General features: G+C 56.0%; 16 protein-coding genes, 2 tRNA genes and 1 rRNA gene. 16 read left to right on the forward strand and 3 right to left on the reverse strand.

All coding sequences use genetic code 11. The features are described 5' to 3' along the window. The 7 genes from rrf to yjfF all read left to right on the forward strand — a co-directional run. Positions 1–93, forward strand: a 5S ribosomal RNA gene (gene rrf, locus AC6HVW_RS20280); the annotation flags it as partial. Between the two features lie 94 nt (positions 94–187). Next, positions 188–264 (forward strand) — tRNA-Asp (locus AC6HVW_RS20285). Positions 265–317: 53 nt separating this feature from the next. Beyond that, a tRNA-Trp gene (locus AC6HVW_RS20290) sits at positions 318–393 on the forward strand. A 297-nt stretch (positions 394–690) separates the two neighbouring features. Further along, positions 691–1647 (forward strand): galactofuranose ABC transporter, galactofuranose-binding protein YtfQ, encoded by a 957-nt coding sequence (gene ytfQ, locus AC6HVW_RS20295; RefSeq protein WP_071682890.1) that lies wholly within the window; start codon positions 691–693, stop codon positions 1645–1647. Between the two features lie 22 nt (positions 1648–1669). Then, a complete protein-coding gene (gene ytfR / locus AC6HVW_RS20300) occupies positions 1670–3184 on the forward strand; it encodes a galactofuranose ABC transporter, ATP-binding protein YtfR (protein ID WP_071682889.1) in 1515 nt (504 codons plus the stop codon). After that, positions 3181–4203, forward strand: a complete 1023-nt coding sequence (ytfT, locus tag AC6HVW_RS20305) for a galactofuranose ABC transporter, ATP-binding protein YtfT (protein WP_137751098.1) — start codon at positions 3181–3183, stop codon at positions 4201–4203. The genes ytfR and ytfT overlap by 4 nt, the downstream gene beginning before the upstream one ends. Continuing rightward, complete coding sequence (gene yjfF / locus AC6HVW_RS20310) at positions 4200–5192, forward strand: galactofuranose ABC transporter, permease protein YjfF (protein WP_186486528.1); 993 nt, start codon at positions 4200–4202, stop codon at positions 5190–5192. Before ytfT ends, yjfF begins: the two co-directional genes overlap by 4 nt. Positions 5193–5196: 4 nt before the next feature. On the opposite strand, the gene hdfR is transcribed toward yjfF, so the two are convergent. Further along, positions 5197–6024 carry an HTH-type transcriptional regulator HdfR gene (gene hdfR, locus AC6HVW_RS20315; RefSeq protein ID WP_059199403.1) on the reverse strand — a complete coding sequence of 276 codons (828 nt, stop codon included), beginning with the start codon at positions 6022–6024 and terminating at the stop codon, positions 5197–5199. Positions 6025–6143: 119 nt separating this feature from the next. Here hdfR and AC6HVW_RS20320 point away from each other — a divergent pair, with 119 nt between their 5' ends. Then, positions 6144–6482, forward strand: a complete 339-nt coding sequence (locus AC6HVW_RS20320) for a MaoP family protein (protein ID WP_021181829.1) — start codon at positions 6144–6146, stop codon at positions 6480–6482. A 28-nt stretch (positions 6483–6510) separates the two neighbouring features. On the opposite strand, the gene AC6HVW_RS20325 is transcribed toward AC6HVW_RS20320, so the two are convergent. Then, positions 6511–8034 carry a YifB family Mg chelatase-like AAA ATPase gene (locus AC6HVW_RS20325; protein WP_186486527.1) on the reverse strand — a complete coding sequence of 508 codons (1524 nt, stop codon included), beginning with the start codon at positions 8032–8034 and terminating at the stop codon, positions 6511–6513. A gap of 343 nt (positions 8035–8377) precedes the next feature. Here AC6HVW_RS20325 and AC6HVW_RS20330 point away from each other — a divergent pair, with 343 nt between their 5' ends. The 8 genes from AC6HVW_RS20330 to AC6HVW_RS20365 all read left to right on the forward strand — a co-directional run bounded on the left by AC6HVW_RS20330 (position 8378) and on the right by AC6HVW_RS20365 (position 17023). Continuing rightward, the gene (locus AC6HVW_RS20330) at positions 8378–9610 is read left to right on the forward strand and encodes an MFS transporter (RefSeq protein WP_071681480.1); all 1233 of its coding nucleotides are present in this window, start codon (positions 8378–8380) and stop codon (positions 9608–9610) included. A 133-nt stretch (positions 9611–9743) separates the two neighbouring features. Continuing rightward, positions 9744–9842, forward strand: coding sequence for an ilv operon leader peptide (ilvL, locus tag AC6HVW_RS20335; protein ID WP_071681478.1), 99 nt, complete (start codon positions 9744–9746; stop codon positions 9840–9842). Between the two features lie 141 nt (positions 9843–9983). Beyond that, the gene (gene ilvG / locus AC6HVW_RS20340) at positions 9984–11630 is read left to right on the forward strand and encodes an acetolactate synthase 2 catalytic subunit (protein ID WP_071681476.1); all 1647 of its coding nucleotides are present in this window, start codon (positions 9984–9986) and stop codon (positions 11628–11630) included. Further along, the gene (gene ilvM, locus AC6HVW_RS20345) at positions 11627–11884 is read left to right on the forward strand and encodes an acetolactate synthase 2 small subunit (RefSeq protein WP_021181824.1); all 258 of its coding nucleotides are present in this window, start codon (positions 11627–11629) and stop codon (positions 11882–11884) included. Before ilvG ends, ilvM begins: the two co-directional genes overlap by 4 nt. A gap of 21 nt (positions 11885–11905) precedes the next feature. Then, positions 11906–12832, forward strand: coding sequence for a branched-chain-amino-acid transaminase (ilvE, locus tag AC6HVW_RS20350; protein ID WP_021181823.1), 927 nt, complete (start codon positions 11906–11908; stop codon positions 12830–12832). A 67-nt stretch (positions 12833–12899) separates the two neighbouring features. Then, complete coding sequence (gene ilvD / locus AC6HVW_RS20355) at positions 12900–14750, forward strand: dihydroxy-acid dehydratase (protein WP_021181822.1); 1851 nt, start codon at positions 12900–12902, stop codon at positions 14748–14750. A 5-nt stretch (positions 14751–14755) separates the two neighbouring features. Then, the gene (ilvA, locus tag AC6HVW_RS20360) at positions 14756–16300 is read left to right on the forward strand and encodes a threonine ammonia-lyase, biosynthetic (protein WP_021181821.1); all 1545 of its coding nucleotides are present in this window, start codon (positions 14756–14758) and stop codon (positions 16298–16300) included. 21 nt (positions 16301–16321) lie between these two features. Next, positions 16322–17023 carry a DUF2461 domain-containing protein gene (locus tag AC6HVW_RS20365; RefSeq protein ID WP_071681472.1) on the forward strand — a complete coding sequence of 234 codons (702 nt, stop codon included), beginning with the start codon at positions 16322–16324 and terminating at the stop codon, positions 17021–17023. On the opposite strand, the gene ilvY is transcribed toward AC6HVW_RS20365, so the two are convergent. Then, on the reverse strand, positions 17018–17902 hold the full coding sequence (gene ilvY, locus AC6HVW_RS20370) for an HTH-type transcriptional activator IlvY (protein WP_059201933.1): 885 nt from the start codon (positions 17900–17902) through the stop codon (positions 17018–17020). The two genes, AC6HVW_RS20365 and ilvY, sit on opposite strands and share 6 nt — an antisense overlap. Positions 17903–17972: the final 70 nt, after the last annotated feature.

Here is a 17972-nt window from a genome sequence, read left to right on the forward strand (position 1 = left end):
CCCACCTGACCCCATGCCGAACTCAGAAGTGAAACGCCGTAGCGCCGATGGTAGTGTGGGGTCTCCCCATGCGAGAGTAGGACACTGCCAGGCATCAAATAGACGTTATCAGTATGACACCTGGTAATGCGCGAAATCACTCAGGTGGTTTTGCCAGCATCGAAAGATGCGACGTAGAAGAATCGGTGGAGCGGTAGTTCAGTTGGTTAGAATACCTGCCTGTCACGCAGGGGGTCGCGGGTTCGAGCCCCGTCCGTTCCGCCACTTATTTAAATTATGCCTGCTAACTTTAGCAGGCATAATGTTAAGCGTAATTTAGGGGCGTAGCTCAGTTGGTAGAGCACCGGTCTCCAAAACCGGGTGTCGCGAGTTCGAGTCTCTCCGCCCCTGCCATATTAGAAACCCTTTGCGAAAGCGAAGGGTTTTTTTTGCTTTCTACTCGCCTAAAATTGCCACTCCTGCCGCTAACGCGTACAAAATTCCCGCCGAAATCGTTCCCAATTTAGACATTTCTAGCTGTATCTATGTACAAAATGGTTGTAATCCCGCGCTGTGATATCGCTCATCATTCCTGTCTGTATTTCAACTACACCTTATAAGCCCCACGAGTTTTTTGGGCACACTCGATGAAAGCGAATATACCCACAGCCATCTCTGTCTGACCGATTCAGGCAGAGCGAGGAGAAAAACATGGTTAAGCGTTTACTGTTAGCGGCCGCCGTAAGCGGCGTGTTGATGGGAGCGGCGCAGGCTGCCCCCTTGGTTGTCGGCTTTTCTCAGATTGGTTCTGAATCAGGATGGCGTTCGGCAGAAACCAAAGTGGCGAAACAGGAGGCGGAAAAACGGGGTATTACGCTGAAAATCGCCGACGCACAGCAAAAGCAGGAAAACCAGATCAAGGCGGTGAGATCCTTTATTGCTCAGGGCGTTGACGCCATCTTCATTGCGCCGGTGGTGGCCACCGGTTGGACTCCGGTATTGCAGGAAGCGAAAGAGGCCAAAATCCCGGTCTTCCTGTTGGATCGCATGATCGAAGTGAACGATCCCTCGCTGTATACCGCAGCCGTCGCCTCTGACAGCGTCCATGAAGGGAAAGTCGCAGGCGAATGGCTAGTGAAAGCCGTTGCGGGCAAGCCCTGTAACGTGGTGGAACTGCAAGGCACCGTTGGGGCCAGCGTGGCCATTAACCGCAAGAAAGGCTTTGCGGATGGTATTGTTTCTGCCGACAACGTCAAAATCATCCGTTCGCAGTCCGGTGACTTTACTCGCAGCAAGGGTAAAGAAGTGATGGAAAGCTTTATCAAGGCTGAACAGAACGGCAAGAACATCTGCGCCGTCTATGCACATAACGACGATATGGCCATTGGTGCCATCCAGGCGATCAAAGAAGCCGGCCTCAAACCGGGCTCACAGATCAAGGTTGTTTCCATCGACGGCGTGCCGGATATCTTCAAAGCGATGATGGAAGGGGAAGCCAACGCCACGGTTGAACTGACGCCAAATATGGCAGGCCCTGCGTTTGATGCCTTGATTGCATTGAAAAAAGACGGCACACAGCCACAGAAATTTATCCAGACCGAGTCGAAACTGCTGCAGCCTGAAACGGCCAGACAGGAATACGATATGAAGAAAAGCATGGGATATTGATCGTTAACAGGCGGAGCAGATAATGGCTACACCTCAGGCAGCATTATTGGCAATAAGCGGGTTATCCGTGGAGTTTCCAGGTGTAAAAGCGCTGGAGCAGGTTGATTTCACACTACAACGCGGTGAGGTGGTGGCGCTTCTTGGGGAAAACGGCGCGGGCAAGTCCACGCTGATTAAGGCATTGACCGGTGTTTACCAACGCTCCGCCGGTGAGATCTGGCTAGAAGGCACCGCGATTGCGCCACAGAATACGGCCCAGGCGCAATCGTTGGGGATTGGCACCGTCTATCAGGAAGTTAACCTGCTGCCTAATATCTCGGTGGCCGCCAATCTGTTTATCGGCCGCGAACCTACCCGCTTTGGCCTGATCGATCAAAAAACCCTGTTGCGTAATGCTCGTAAGCTGCTGGAAGGGTATGGATTACCGTTGGATGTCAGCCAGCCGCTGGGCAACTACTCTATCGCCATTCAGCAAATTGTCGCGATTGCTCGCGCCGTCGATCTCTCCGCCAAGGTGCTTATCCTGGATGAACCCACCGCCAGCCTGGATGCCAAGGAAGTCACCATGCTGCTGGATATTCTTAGCCAGCTGCGATCTCAGGGAATGGGGATGATCTTCGTCACCCATTTTCTCGAACAGGTTTACCGCATCAGCGATCGTATTACGGTGTTGCGTAACGGCAAGCTGGTCGGGACCCGTGTCACCGCCGAGCTGCCACGGCTCGAGTTGGTGCAGATGATGCTTGGCCATAGTTTTGATGAGACGTTGCTCAAACGCAGCGAACATCAGGCCGTGCAGGCTCCGCCGTTAGTGGAGTTTAGCGGTTATGGCCGACGCGGCATGATTGAGCCCTTTGATCTGGCGATCCGGCCTGGAGAAATAGTTGGTCTGGCTGGTTTATTGGGATCGGGGCGAACTGAGACGGCACAATTGATCTTCGGCATTAAGGCTCGGGATAAAGGTATAGCGAAGGTTGAGGGCAAAACGGTGGCGATCCCTACCCCCCGTAAAGCGGCCAGCCTGGGATTTGGCTATTGCCCAGAAGATCGTAAGACCGACGGTATTGTCGGTGCGGCCACGGTAAGGGAAAACATCATTCTGGCATTGCAGGCGCAGCGTGGCTGGTTACGGCCTATCCCGTTGCGTGAGCAAATCCGAATTGCGGAGGATTTCATCAAACTGCTGGGGATCCGCACGCCGGGGCCGGAGCAGCAAATCCAGTACCTTTCCGGCGGCAACCAGCAGAAGGTACTGCTTTCCCGCTGGCTGGCGACTAAACCCCGTTTCCTGATCCTGGATGAGCCAACCCGTGGTATTGACGTAGGAGCCCATGCGGAAATTATCCGCCTGATTGAACGGCTCTGTGATGAAGGGTTGGCGCTGCTGGTGATCTCCTCCGAACTGGAGGAGCTGGCGGGCTATGCCGATCGCATCGTGGTATTACGCGATAGAAAACATGTGGCGCAGCTTGAGCATGATGCCATTACGGTTCCCGCCATTATGCAGGCCATTGCCGTGCAACAGGGGGCAGCATGAACCACAGGAGTTTTTCCATGACCGGTGAGCCGCGCAAAGTAAGGTGGGTAATGCCCGCCGGAGCGACGCAACTGGGGGCGCTGGCGGTGATTTTGCTTATCGATAGCCTGGTCGCCCCCCATTTCTTTTCAATTCATATCCAGGATGGCCGCCTGTTCGGCAGCGTGATTGATATTTTTAATCGCGGTGCCCCCGTTGCGCTGCTTGCCTTGGGTATGACGCTAGTGATCGCTACCGGTGGGATCGATCTCTCCGTCGGTGCGGTGATGGCGATTGCCGGGGCGACCGCTGCCACCATGACTAGCGCTGGCTACCCATTAGCTTACATCCTGGGGGCCGCATTAGCGGTTGGGGCACTGTGTGGCCTGTGGAACGGTTTCCTGGTGGCGGTGCTGCAAATCCAGCCGATCGTCGCCACCTTGATGCTGATGGTGGCCGGGCGCGGTATCGCGCAGTTGATTACCGAAGGGCAAATCGTCACCTTTGAGAGTGAAGGATTAGCCAAGCTCGGCAGTGGTTCGCTGATGTATCTGCCGATGCCGGTGATCATTGCTGCCATCATGCTGCTGCTGATTTGGTTACTGACACGCAAAACCGCTTTGGGGCTGTTTATTGAGGCGGTCGGTATCAATTTGCGCTCGGCACGTAATGCTGGCGTCAGTACTCGCTGGGTGATTATTGCGGTGTATATCATTTGCGGCCTGTGCGCGGCGGTGGCAGGGGTTATCGTCACGGCGGATATCCGTGGTGCGGATGCCAACAATGCGGGCCTGTGGCTCGAATTGGATGCGATCCTGGCCGTGGTGATTGGTGGCGGGTCACTGCTGGGCGGGCGTTTTAATCTGTTGCTCTCGGTGGTGGGGGCGCTAATCATTCAGGGTATGAATACTGGAATTCTGCTTTCGGGCTATAAACCGGAGTTTAATCTGGTGTTGAAAGCGGTGGTGGTATTAGCCGTGTTGCTGGTGCAATCCCCCAGTGTGTCATTACAGCGGCTGTGGCGGAGACGGAAATCATGATGAAACGTAACCTTCCCCTATTGATCACTATCGCGGTTTTCCTGTTGGGCTATGCCTTTTGCCTTAGCCAATTCCCCAGCTTCGCTTCCACCCGCGTCTGGTGCGATCTGCTGACCGACAACGCCTTTCTCGGCATTGTGGCCGTGGGCATGACCTTTGTGATCCTTTCAGGGGGTATCGATCTTTCGGTGGGCTCGGTGATCGCCTTTACCGGCGTACTGCTGGCCAAACTGATTGGCACTTATGGTATTGCTCCAGGTTATGCATTTGTCATTGCCTTGCTGATGGGGGCCTCATTTGGTGCGCTGATGGGTTGGATCATTGACGTGCTGAAATTACCTGCATTTATCATCACGCTCGCGGGGATGTTCTTCGTGCGCGGCATGAGTTTTATCGTGTCAGAAGAGTCTTTGCCGATCGATCACCCGCTGTATGCCATGCTGGCAAACTATGCCTGGAAAGTCCCCGGTGGTGGCCGATTTACCTTACTGGCGTTGGTGATGCTGCTGGTTGTGGCGATTGGCATGATCCTGGCGCATCGTACCCGTTTTGGCCATAACGTCTATGCCATCGGGGGGAATCCGGTCTCTGCTGGGCTGATGGGGGTGCCGGTACGGCGTACCACCATCCAGATTTACATGCTTTCCAGTACGCTGGCAGCCCTCTCTGGCATAATTTTCTCGCTATACACTTCCGCCGGTTACGCTCTAGCTGCCAGCGGTGTCGAACTGGATGCCATTGCGGCGGTCGTCATTGGGGGAACGTTGCTGACCGGTGGTGTCGGCACCATCTTGGGTACCCTGTTTGGCGTACTGATCCAGGGCCTAATCCAGAGTTACATCACTTTTGATGGCTCGCTCAGCTCCTGGTGGACCAAAATCGTCATCGGCATCCTGCTGTTCTGCTTTATCGGCCTCCAGAAGGCGATGAGCGCCTTTTGGCAGACCAGACGGGCAAAACCCCGCCATCCACGCCTGAAGCCGTCATAGCGGCTCAGGTTGCGGTATTTAAAGGTATTTTCAGCAGTTGGCGGATTAACGGCTGCTGGTCGCTGTTTTGCAGCCAGACGGCATAAAGCGGGCGGATGATCGGCTGGACGTCTGCAACGGCGATCAACTGAGGGTACTCTTTTTCCCACTGGCTGGGGAGAAATGCACAGCCACCGGTTGTTTCCAGCAATTGACGCGTCAGATGTGCCGAAGTGGTGGTCAACACAGGCATGTTGTCGCCCTCAAGCATGCGGGCTTCCTGTTGGTGAAAATCGGCACCCCATTCCAGTTTGATGTAAGGCATGGGGGCGGATTTATCGCGTAGCGATGAGGAAAACAGGCGTAGCGAGAAGTTACCCAACAGCTGGCTGGCCAGCTCATCCATCTTTGGCGGTTCGGTGGTGATTAGCAAATCGAGCTGTCTTTCATGTAGCTGTTTCACCAAAGAATGGCGCAGAGCCACCCTGGCTTCGAGCTGCAAGGCCTCCCGCTGCTGGTAGAGAGATTGCAGCCAGGGCGTGAGGTAAGCTTCCCATAGCGACGCGGTGGCACCGATCGAAAGTTCGCTGTGCTGTAGCGATCGTACTACCTCTTTCTTTGCTAACTGCCAAGTGTTCATCAGGCTCTCGGCATAGGGCAACAGCCGCTCTCCTGCAGGTGTCAGGCGGATGTTGTTGCGGTGGCGGGTGAATAAATTCGCCCCTAATTGAGTTTCAAGCTGACGGATACGGAAACTCACCGCAGACTGCGTTAAGTACAGGGATTCCGCTGCGCGGCCAAAGTGTCGCGTTCTACTGACCTCCAAAAAGGTTTTCAGTAATTCGGTGTCCACACCAATCTCCAAAGTTTTTTATCGTTAAGATTTAAATGTTTTGTTTTACACGATGTCAAGCCTATCTAATACTCCGCGCCATAAACAGCACGGCCATGAGAGAATTAGGAGCGTGTCAGATGGCGGATAGCTTCACCACCAACAGTCGTTTTTTTGATAATAAAAACTATCCTCGCGGGTTCTCCCGTCACGGCGATTTCACCATTAAAGAAGCGCAATTGCTAGAGCGTTTCGGGTATGCGTTCAACGAGTTGGATGCCGGCAAACGCCAGCCAGCCACTGAAGAAGAGCAGTTGTTCGTTGCAGTGTGTCGCGGTGAGCGTGAACCGGTAACCGAGCAAGAAAAAGTATGGTCTAAATATCTGGCGCGCACCCGCCGCCCGAAAAAATTCCATACGTTGTCAGGTGGCAAGCCGCAGGCTGATGCGGTAGAAGACTACACTGAAAGCGACGATTGATCATCATGGGGCCATTCGGCCCCATTTTTTATTCCAGGCTGCGGTGTAGCTGCAGCAGCAGGCGATCCATACTGCGATAGCTGAGCGCTTCGCTGAGATGGCGTTTATCAATCTGTTGTTCCCCCGTCAAATCGGCCAGTGTGCGTGCCACTTTCAGGATGCGATGCCAGGCTCGAACCGATAATCCCAGTTGGCTCAGCGTTCTTTCTAAAAACTCCGCTTCCGCTGCAGGTAAATGGCAATCCCGATCCACCTCGCGGTTACTCAACAGCGCATTCACTTTACCTGCACGTGCCAGCTGCCGCTCGCGCGCCACCAGCACCCGTTGACGTACCTGTTGGCTGTTTTCCCCCGCATGGTGCTGCTTGGCCAGTACGCCCGGTGGCAGCAGTGGCACCTCAATCGATAAATCAAATCGATCGAGGAAGGGGCCAGAGAGCCTGCCGAGGTAGCGCAAAATCTGCTGCGGTGGCGTGCGGTTGTGTATGCCCTGATAGTGCCCGGTTGGGCTGGGGTTCATCGCCGCAATCAGCTGCACCCTCGCTGGGAAGCGTACCTTGGCGCTGGCGCGTGAGATGACGATTTCACCGGATTCCAGTGGCTCACGCAACGCATCTAACACTCTCCGTTCAAATTCGGGTAACTCATCCAGAAACAGCACACCGTTGTGCGCCATGGAGATTTCCCCTGGCCGTGGCAAGGAACCGCCTCCAACCAGGGCAGCCATCGAAGCGCTGTGATGCGGGGCACGAAACGGCCGCTGTCGCCAGGGCAGGGTTTCATCAGGGTGATGCAATAAGCTGGCAACGGCGACGCTTTCCAGCGCCTCCCGATCGCTTAACGGCGGCAGCAAACCGTTGAGGCGGCTGGCCAGCATGGTTTTGCCGGTGCCCGGGGGGCCAAGCAGCAATAGGTTGTGGCCCCCGGCCGCAGCAATTTCCAACGCTCGTTTTGCCTGCTCCTGGCCAATGACTTCCTGCAGGTCGGCAGTTTCCGTTGACGTGGCGGCCGCAGGGGGCGCTACGGCGATTGGCAGATCCCCCTTCCCTTGCAAAAAAGCGCAAACCTCCAGTAAATGTTCTGCGACTCGGGTCGTGCTGTTGGGAAGCAACCCTGCCTCTTTGCCGTTGGCCGTCGCCAGTATCAGCTCACGTTTGGCCTCGGCAGCTGCTATTGCCGCCGGAATGGCGCCGTGCACCGCCCTCAATGCGCCAGAAAGCGCCAATTCACCCAGGAACTCATAGTGCGCCAACTTATCTGCTGGCAACTGCTCTGAGGCCGCCAGAATGGCCAGCGCAATGGGTAAATCATAACGCCCCCCTTCCTTAGGCAGATCGGCCGGGGCCAGATTGACGGTGATGCGTTTGGCCGGAAAGGTGAAGCCGTTGTTGATCAGTGCGCTGCGCACCCGGTCACGGGCTTCTTTCACCGTGGTTTCCGGCAGGCCGACCAGCGTGAGGCCGGGTAATCCGTTGCTGATATGGACTTCAACCATGACCGATGGCGCCTGCACGCCGATCGTGGCACGGGTATAGATGACCGCCAGTGACATATTGCTCTCCTCGCTGAAGGCAACATGATGCGGGAACGGACCGATAGCTGCGCTCTATTCATCATCAACTTGCGTAGTGCTACAAAATTAAAAGTAATTTATTTCATCAGGTTAGTTCTATTTTTCGAGCTGGCACGCATTTCGCTGTAATACCCCTTAACAATTACCACAAGGTTGCAACAAATTAGCATGCTAACTAACTTGCAACAGCAGGGCTAATGGGTGTATTTAACAATTTGTTAAAATAAAAAATCACTTCATTAACAAAGCCCCGACCGCTACCGCACCCGCTGTGGCCGCCGCTAAACCTGATAACTTCATACTCTACGGTAGGGATAACACTATGTTTGGTTGGACTCCGCTGCAGCGCAATGCGGCAATTGCCAGCTTTTCAAGCTGGACGCTCGACGCTTTTGATTTCTTTGTGCTGGTCTTCCTGCTCAGCGATATTGCTCAGGCTTTTCAGGTAGGGATGGAAGAAGTCACCCTGGCGATCCTGCTGACGTTGGCGGTGCGCCCGATTGGCGCTCTGATCTTTGGCCGTGCGGCGGAAAAGTACGGCCGTAAACCGATCCTGATGTTGAATATCGTGTTTTTCTCGGTATTTGAGCTGTTTTCGGCGGCTGCTCCTTCTTTGACCGTCTTCCTGTTGCTGCGTGTGCTTTACGGCGTGGCGATGGGGGGCATCTGGGGCGTGGCCTCTTCGCTGGCGATGGAAAGCATCCCAGATCGTTCGCGCGGCCTGATGTCCGGTATCTTCCAGGCGGGCTATCCGTTTGGCTATCTGTTGGCGGCGGTGGCCTACGGCCTGCTGTTTGAAGTGGTCGGCTGGCGTGGCATGTTCGTGATCGGGGCCGCGCCAATCCTGTTGCTGCCGTTTATCTACTTCTGCGTGGAAGAGTCGCCGGTGTGGCTGGCGGCACGGGCACGTAAAGAAAGCACCGCTTTGCTGCCAGTCCTGAAGAGCCATTGGAAGCTGTGTCTCTATCTGGTGCTGCTGATGGCGGCGTTTAATTTCTTCTCTCACGGCACCCAGGATATGTATCCGGCCTTCCTGAAAATTCAGCACGGTTTCGATCCTAAAACCGTCAGTATCATCGCCATTAGCTACAATATCGCGTCCATTATCGGCGGTATTTTCTTTGGAGCCCTGTCGGAAAGAATCGGCCGTAAGAAAGCCATTATTATTGCTGCCCTATTGGCGTTACCCGTGATCCCGCTGTGGGCCTTTGCCAGCGGTTCGCTGATGCTGGGGCTGGGGGCGTTCATGATGCAATTCATGGTGCAGGGCGCGTGGGGGGTGATCCCAACCTACCTCAACGAACTGGTGCCAGCGAATACCCGTGCGGTGTTGCCGGGGTTTGTCTATCAGCTGGGTAATCTTATCGCCTCAGTGAATGCGACCTTGCAGGCCGCGATTGCGGAACATCATGGGCAAAACTACGGCCTGGCGATGGCGATGATTGCCGGGACGGTGGCGATCGTGATCGCGGTGCTGGTGTATTTTGGCAAGGATACGCGCGGCAAAGCGATTGCGGTGGAAAGTAAAGCGCCTGGTGCTGGTGTTAGCGTTTGAATTTCATGCGCTTTGTTGCAGCTTTGACCCGGCAGCGCCGAATAATAACGCAAAAAAAGTGTTGTCAGGTTACCGGCTGCTATGGTAACTCTGTAGGCATTAGTTCGAAACGAGCACAGTGAACAACCCAATTATGAAAGCCCTAGCCCAAGTGATTAGCCTAGTCGTGATTAGCGTGGTGGTGATTATTATCCCACCGTGCGGGGCTGCACTTGGACGAAGAAAGGCTTAAAAAACAAGCCGGAATCGCAAGATAACCCCCGCACCCAAAAGGTCCGGGGGTTTTTTTATGCCAAGAAAATGTGAACAAGGAGCAGAGAATGACCAACAGAATAAAATCCTGCACTTCCCGCAAAAAGGCGGGGAAATAACCATGAATGGTGCTCAGTGGGTAGTTCAAGCGTTGCGTGCGCAGGGAGTAGACAAGGTATTCGGCTATCCCGGTGGTGCGATCATGCCGGTCTACGATGCGTTGTATGACGGCGGAGTTGAACATCTGCTGTGTCGTCATGAGCAGGGTGCGGCGATTGCGGCCATTGGCTATGCTCGTTCCAGCGGCAAAGTTGGCGTCTGTATCGCCACCTCTGGCCCCGGCGCGACCAACCTGATCACCGGGTTGGCGGATGCGCTGCTGGACTCGGTGCCAGTGGTTGCGATCACCGGTCAGGTAGGCTCTGCGCTTATCGGTACCGATGCTTTTCAGGAGATCGATGTTCTTGGCCTGTCTCTGGCCTGTACCAAACACAGTTTCCTGGTGGAGTCGCTGGAAGCGCTGCCAGGGATCATGGCAGAGGCTTTTGCCATCGCCACCAGCGGCCGCCCAGGCCCGGTACTGATCGACATCCCGAAAGACATCCAACTGGCGCAGGGCGATTTGCCTCCTCATCTGATGCCGGTAGAAGACCAGTTTGAACATCCTACGGCGGAGCTGGCTATTGCCACGCAGCTGCTGGCACAGGCGCAGAAGCCGATGCTGTACGTGGGCGGTGGCGTAGGGATGGCGCAGGCAGTCCCGGCATTACGGGAATTTGTCGAGCTGACGCAAATCCCAACCGTGGCGACCTTGAAAGGCTTGGGCGCACCGGATGCCAACCATCCGTATTATCTCGGCATGTTGGGTATGCATGGCACCAAAGCTGCCAACTTCGCCGTGCAGGAGTGTGATTTATTGATAGCCGTAGGCGCGCGTTTTGACGATCGGGTGACCGGCAAGCTGAACGCCTTTGCGCCGCAGGCCAAGGTGATCCACATGGATATCGACCCGGCGGAAATGAGCAAGCTGCGTCAGGCGCATGTGGCCCTGCAAGGGGATCTGAGAACCCTGCTGCCAGCGCTGCAACAGCCGATGCAGATCGCCCCTTGGCTGCAACGGGTGGCCGAACTGAAAGAAACTCACCCTTGGCGTTACGACCACCCGGGCCAACCGATCTATGCTCCGTTGCTGCTAAAGCAACTGTCTGAACGCAAACCGGCCAATACTGTGGTGACCACCGACGTGGGCCAGCACCAGATGTGGACCGCGCAGCACATGAGCTTTGAACGCCCAGAGAACTTCATCACCTCCAGCGGGTTGGGGACGATGGGCTTCGGTATCCCCGCAGCGGTAGGTGCGCAGATGGCACGCCCGGAGGATATGGTGATCTGCGTGTCCGGGGATGGTTCCTTCATGATGAACGTGCAGGAGCTGGGCACCATCAAACGCAAACAGTTACCGCTGAAAATCGTGTTACTGGATAACCAGCGTTTAGGGATGGTTCGTCAGTGGCAGCAACTGTTCTTTGATGGCCGTTACAGCGAAACCAACCTCTCCGATAACCCCGATTTCCTGATATTGGCCAGCGCCTTCGGCATTCCCGGCCAACGTATTACCCGCAAAGACCAGGTCGCAGACGCGCTCGATACCTTGCTTAACAGCGAAGGGCCTTATCTGCTGCAGGTTTCCATTGATGAACTCGAGAACGTCTGGCCGCTGGTGCCGCCGGGCGCAGGCAACGAAACCATGTTGGAGAAAGTATCATGATGCAGCATCAACTCTCGATCCAGGCCCGCTTCCGCCCTGAAATGTTAGAGCGCGTATTGCGCGTTGTTCGTCACCGTGGCTTCCAGGTCTGTGCTATGAATATGGCTTCGGGCAGCAATAGCGACGATATAAATATTGAATTGACCGTTGCCAGCCAGCGCCCTGTGGATTTACTGTCATCTCAGTTGAGCAAACTGATGGATGTCTCCAGCGTTGAGATCCAGCAACAATCATCACAACAAATACGCGCCTGATTGCGCAAAAGGAACAGAACAATGACGAAGAAAGCCGATTATATTTGGTTCAATGGTGAGATGGTTCCTTGGGCCGATGCCAAGGTTCACGTAATGTCGCATGCGCTGCACTACGGAACGTCGGTATTTGAAGGGGTTCGCTGCTACGACTCCCATAAAGGCCCGGTGGTATTCCGCCACCGTGAACATATGCAGCGTCTGCATGACTCGGCCAAAATTTACCGTATGCCGGTAACGCAAAGCGTCGATGAACTGATGGAAGCCTGCCGTGCTACGCTGCGTAAAAACAATCTGGTCAGCGCGTATATTCGTCCTTTGGTGTTTGTTGGTGATGTTGGCATGGGCGTTAACCCACCGGCAGGCTATAAAACCGACGTGATTATCGCGGCGTTTCCTTGGGGCGCGTATCTGGGTGAAGAAGCGCTGGATCAAGGTATCGATGCGATGGTCTCTTCCTGGCACCGTGTGGCACCAAACACCATTCCTACCGCGGCGAAAGCCGGGGGCAACTACCTTTCCTCACTGCTGGTGGGCAGCGAAGCACGCCGCCACGGCTATCAGGAAGGTATCGCGCTGGACGTTCACGGCTATATCTCTGAGGGCGCAGGCGAGAACCTGTTTGAAGTGAAAGACGGCGTGCTGTTTACTCCACCGTTCACCTCCTCCGCTCTGCCGGGTATCACGCGTGACGCGATCATCAAGCTGGCAAAAGACATGGGCTTCGAAGTGCGCGAGCAAGTGCTTTCCCGTGAGTCTCTGTATCTGGCGGACGAAGTGTTTATGTCCGGCACTGCGGCGGAAATCACGCCGGTGCGCAGCGTGGATGGCATTCAGGTAGGGATCGGCAAGTGCGGCCCAATTACCAAGCAGATCCAGCAGGCGTTCTTTGGCCTGTTCAGCGGCAAAACCGAAGACAAGTACGGCTGGTTGGATCCGGTAAACCAATAACGACAGACAACACTAAACGGATGGTTCGTTCGCCATCCGTAAAATGACTATTTTTGGAGTGAAGAGCATGCCTAAGTACCGTTCCGCCACCACCACCCACGGCCGCAACATGGCGGGTGCCCGCGCATTATGGCGCGCGACCGGGATGACCGACGACGATTTCGGCAAACCGATTATTGCGGTGGTCAACTCCTTCACCCAGTTTGTGCCGGGCCATGTGCACCTGCGCGATCTGGGCAAGCTGGTTGCAGAACAGATCGAAGCCTCTGGCGGCGTTGCCAAAGAGTTCAACACCATTGCGGTGGATGATGGGATCGCCATGGGCCACGGCGGCATGCTCTATTCTCTGCCGTCGCGCGAGCTGATCGCCGACTCGGTGGAGTATATGGTGAATGCCCACTGCGCCGATGCGATGGTATGTATCTCCAACTGCGACAAGATCACCCCAGGGATGCTGATGGCGTCACTGCGCCTGAATATTCCGGTGATCTTCGTTTCCGGAGGCCCGATGGAAGCCGGTAAAACCAAGCTTTCCGACAAAATCATCAAGCTGGACCTGATCGATGCGATGATCCAGGGGGCCAACCCGAACGTCAGCGACGCAGACAGCGCGCAGATCGAGCGTTCCGCTTGCCCAACCTGCGGCTCTTGCTCCGGGATGTTTACCGCCAACTCCATGAACTGCCTCACCGAAGCGTTGGGCCTGTCCCAGCCGGGCAACGGTTCGTTGTTGGCGACCCACGCCGATCGTAAGGATCTGTTCCTGAACGCCGGTAAGCGCATCGTCGAACTGACTAAGCGTTACTACGAGCAGGACGATGAGAGTGCACTGCCACGCAGCATCGCCAACAAGGCCGCGTTCGAAAATGCGATGACTCTGGACATTGCGATGGGGGGGTCCACCAATACCGTGCTGCACCTGTTGGCGGCAGCGCAGGAAGGCGAGATAGACTTCGCCATGGCGGATATCGATCGCCTGTCCCGCAAAGTGCCACATCTGTGCAAGGTGGCGCCAAGCACTCAGAAATACCACATGGAAGACGTACATCGTGCCGGTGGCGTACTGGCCATTCTTGGCGAGCTGGATCGCGCCGGGCTGATGAACCGCGATGTGGACAATATCCTGGGGATGAAGCTGCCAGAGACCCTGGAAAAATACGACATCATGCTGACCCAGGATGAGGCCGTGAAGAAAATGTTCCGTGCAGGTCCAGCGGGCATCCGCACCACTCAGGCATTCTCTCAAGACTGCCGTTGGGACACGCTGGACAACGATCGTGCCGATGGCTGTATCCGCTCTTTGGAAAACGCCTTCAGTCTGGAAGGTGGCCTGGCGGTGCTGTATGGCAACATGGCCGAAGACGGCAGCATCGTTAAAACCGCTGGCGTGGATAAAGACAACCTGACTTTCCGTGGGCCAGCCAAAGTTTATGAGAGCCAGGATACGGCCGTTGAGGCGATTCTTGGCGGTAAAGTGGTGGCAGGCGACGTAGTGGTGATCCGTTATGAAGGGCCAAAAGGTGGGCCAGGCATGCAGGAAATGCTCTACCCAACCACCTATCTGAAATCGATGGGGCTGGGCAAGGCCTGTGCGCTGATCACCGATGGTCGCTTCTCCGGCGGCACCTCCGGTTTATCCATTGGTCACGTTTCGCCGGAAGCGGCCAGCGGCGGCCTGATTGCGCTGGTGGAAGAAGGGGACATGATCGATATCGATATCCCGAAACGCAGCATGGTGCTGGATGTGCCGGAGAGCGTACTGGCTGCACGCCGTGAGGCGGAACTGGCACGCGGTGATGCGGCCTGGACACCGAAAGCGCGTGAGCGCCAGGTATCTTATGCATTACGTGCTTACGCTACGCTGGCTACCAGTGCTGATAAAGGCGCAGTGCGGGACAAGAGCAAGCTGGGAGGCTAACCACCATGGCGGTATCACAACCCCTACCCGACGCCCCCTGTGGCGCCGAATATTTGCGAGCGGTACTCCGCTCGCCAGTTTACGAGGTGGCTCAGGTCACCCCGTTACAGACAATGGGCAAGATCTCTGCGCGCCTCGGCAATACCATTCTGGTGAAGCGCGAAGATCGCCAGCCGGTGCACAGCTTTAAGCTGCGCGGGGCTTACGCGATGATCGCCAGTCTGGATGAAGAGCAGAGGGCGCGTGGCGTGGTCACGGCCTCTGCGGGCAACCATGCGCAGGGCGTCGCTTTTTCCGGCAACCGTTTGGGGATCAAAACCCTGATCGTGATGCCGGTGTCGACGGCGGATATCAAGGTTGATGCGGTGCGCGGTTTCGGCGGTGAAGTGTTGCTGCACGGCGCCAACTTCGACGAAGCCAAGGTCAAGGCGATTGAGCTTTCGCAGCAACAGGGCATGACCTTCGTACCCCCGTTCGATCACCCGGCAGTCATTGCCGGGCAGGGCACTTTGGCGATGGAGCTATTGCAGCAGGACGCGCACCTGGACCGGGTGTTTGTGCCGGTTGGCGGTGGCGGCCTGGCGGCCGGTGTCGCGGTGCTGATCAAGCAGTTGATGCCACAAATCAAAGTGATTGGCGTGGAAGCCGAGGATTCGGCCTGTCTGCGTGCGGCGCTGGATGCCGGGCAGCCGGTCGATTTGGCGCGCGTCGGGTTGTTTGCTGAAGGCGTGGCAGTAAAGCGCATCGGTGATGAAACCTTCCGTCTGTGCCGTGAATACCTTGATGATGTGATCACCGTCGATAGCGATGCGATCTGCGCAGCGGTGAAAGACCTGTTCGAAGACGTGCGGGCCATCGCCGAACCTTCTGGCGCGCTGGCGTTGGCAGGGCTGAAAAAATACGTGCAGCAGCACAATATTCAGGGCGAGCGGCTGGCCCATGTGCTTTCCGGTGCCAACGTGAATTTCCACGGACTGCGCTACGTTTCCGAACGTTGCGAACTGGGCGAACAACGCGAAGCGCTGCTGGCGGTGACCATTCCAGAACAGAAGGGCAGCTTCCTAAAGTTCTGCCAGCTGTTGGGTGGCCGTGCGGTTACCGAGTTCAACTACCGCTATGCCGATGCTGATAATGCCTGCATCTTCGTCGGTGTCCGCCTGACCAGAGGCCATACCGAGCGGCTGGAAATCATTGATGAGCTGAACCGTGATGGCTATCAGGTAGTGGATCTGTCCGACGATGAAATGGCGAAACTGCACGTGCGTTACATGGTGGGCGGACGGCCTTCGAAACCGCTGCGTGAGCGTCTGTACAGCTTTGAGTTCCCAGAGTCACCGGGCGCTCTGCTCAAGTTCCTGCAAACGCTGGGCACGCACTGGAATATTTCGCTGTTCCACTACCGCAGCCACGGCACCGATTTTGGTCGCGTGTTGGCAGGGTTTGAGCTTTCGCAGACCGAACCAGAGTTTGAGCAACACCTGCAGGCGTTGGGTTACGACTGCCATGATGAGACCGACAACCCGGCTTTCCGATTCTTCCTGCAGGGCTAACATCGGCGACAAGGATAGCGTATGAGTAATGAGTTCACCGGGTTCAGCCAACAAGGGCTGGACTTCCTGCAACAGGTGCGGATCGAGAACGACAAGGAGTGGTTTGACGCCAATCGGGGCGTGTATGACCGTGAGTTGTTAACGCCGTTCCGTTTGCTGGTGGATGCGCTGAGTCCGGCGATGCTGATGATTGACCCGCAGTTTGAAACCCGTCCGGCCATTGGCAAAACGCTGTCGCGCATTCATCGCGACACGCGTTTTTCCCATGATAAATCACGCTACCGTAGCCGTATGTGGCTGACCTTCAAGCGGCCAAGCAAAGACTGGAAGCTGGCACCGGTGTACTTCTTTGAACTGGGGCCGGACATGTTGCGTTATGGCCTGGGTTATTACAGCGCCGACAAAGCCACCATGGATCTGTTTCGCCACACCTTGCTGCGCAGACCACAGCCGTTTTTGGAGGTGGCCGAGTGCTGCCGCGCGCCGTTCGAGCTGGTGGGGGAAAGCTATAAGCGCCCGTTAGTGAAGGATCAGGCACCGGAGATTGCTACTTGGTACAACCGCAAATCCTTCGCGGTGATGGCCACGGATAATCAGGTGGAAAAGCTGTTCAGCGCCGATCTGGTCGCTACCCTTACGCAGAGTTTCCAGCAGTTGGAGCCGCTGTACCAGTGGCTGATGCAGGTGGAAGCGATGAAGCAGATCGACCCTGCGGATTTATGAGAGCAAACGCCAGAACGCCTCAATAAGCGGTTCATTGAGGCGTTTTTTCGGCACGCAGACCCCCAGTTCGAACGGTTCGACCATCGAGATATTTTCCAACTGAGAGATGCGGTTGCGAACGGGCTCCGGGCTATTATCTACCACCACGCTGGGGATCAGCGCGATACCGCAGCCTAATGCCACCATCGAAACAATCGCCTCATGCCCGCCGACGGTGGCGTAAATCAGCGGATTGGTGATGTGCTGGCGGCGGAACCACAGCTCGATGCGTTTTCGTGACGGGCCATGCTCCGGCAGGATAAACGGCATATTGGCCCAGTCCGGCTGCTCTGCAAAAGCCTGCGTTCGAACCGCACACGGCAGAGCGGGAGCAATCAGCACCAGCGGGATCTCACCGATTTGGGTGAAGGCGACGCTAGTGGGGAGTGTTTCAGGCCGCCCGGCGATACCAAGGTCGGCCTCGTTGGACTGCACTTTGTCCACCGCATCGGCGGCATCACCGGTAGTCAATTTGATTTCAACCAGGGGATGCTGGGCACGGAAGCGGTCGAGGATCGGCGGCAGATGACTGTAAGCGGCAGTGACCGAGCAGAACAAGCGTAGCTCGCCACTCAGAGAAGGGCCGTGCTGGCCAAGCGAATGTTTCAACTGCTGATACTGCAGCAGCGTTTGTTGAGCAAACACTTTCAACTGTTCGCCAGCATCGGTCAGCTCTACGGTACGGTTATCACGCAGAAACAGCGACTGTCCAAGCGTTTCTTCCAGCCGCTGGATTTGGCGGGAAAGCGTGGAGGGGCTGACGTGCATCGCCTTGGCCGTGCGGCCAAAGTGATGGCTTTCAGCCAGGTGCAGGAACAGCTTGAGATCACGTAAGTCCATAATCAGTACGCTCGCAGCGGGGTGTTGCAGAAATTGCAACGTCACGTTCGTAATATATCAATTTAAGCAA

Source organism: Serratia sp. NCCP-200 (genome assembly GCF_059697885.1).